Source organism: Vibrio sp. 2132-1, assembly GCF_033344315.1.
In genome coordinates, this window is record NZ_JAWPON010000900.1 from 1 (window position 1) to 506 (window position 506).

1 protein-coding gene is annotated in these 506 nt (G+C 49.8%); it reads left to right on the forward strand.

What is annotated here, in order from left to right; translation table 11 throughout:
- Positions 1–506: TIGR01777 family oxidoreductase (locus R8N47_RS28625; protein WP_318186536.1), on the forward strand; the 506-nt coding region annotated here is incomplete at both ends.

Genomic DNA, 506 nt, shown 5'->3' on the forward strand with positions numbered 1-506 from the left:
CGCTGGAAAATTACCGAGCAAATTGTTGAGCTGATTCACGCCAGTACCAAACCGCCTTCTGTGTTTCTTAGCGGATCTGCTGTCGGTTATTACGGCGACCAGCAGGATCATCCGTTCGATGAGTGTCTTCATGTGAATAACGACGATTTCCCGCATATGGTTTGCGCTAAGTGGGAACAAATCGCCAAACGAGCTGAGTCCGAACAAACCCGCGTTTGCTTTCTCCGGACAGGCGTCGTACTCGGGCTTAATGGCGGAGCACTCGCGAAAATGCTCTTGCCTTACAAATTGGGGTTAGGCGGACCGCTTGGCAATGGCAATCAATACATGCCTTGGATTCATATCCTCGATATGGTTCGTGCCATTATGTACCTGCTTGAAACCCCTCACGCGCATGGTGCCTTCAACATGTGCGCTCCTCACCCTGTGACTAACCGGATATTTAGCCGCACGTTAGCGAAAACACTCAAACGTCCTCATATTCTATTCACTCCTAAATGGGTCAT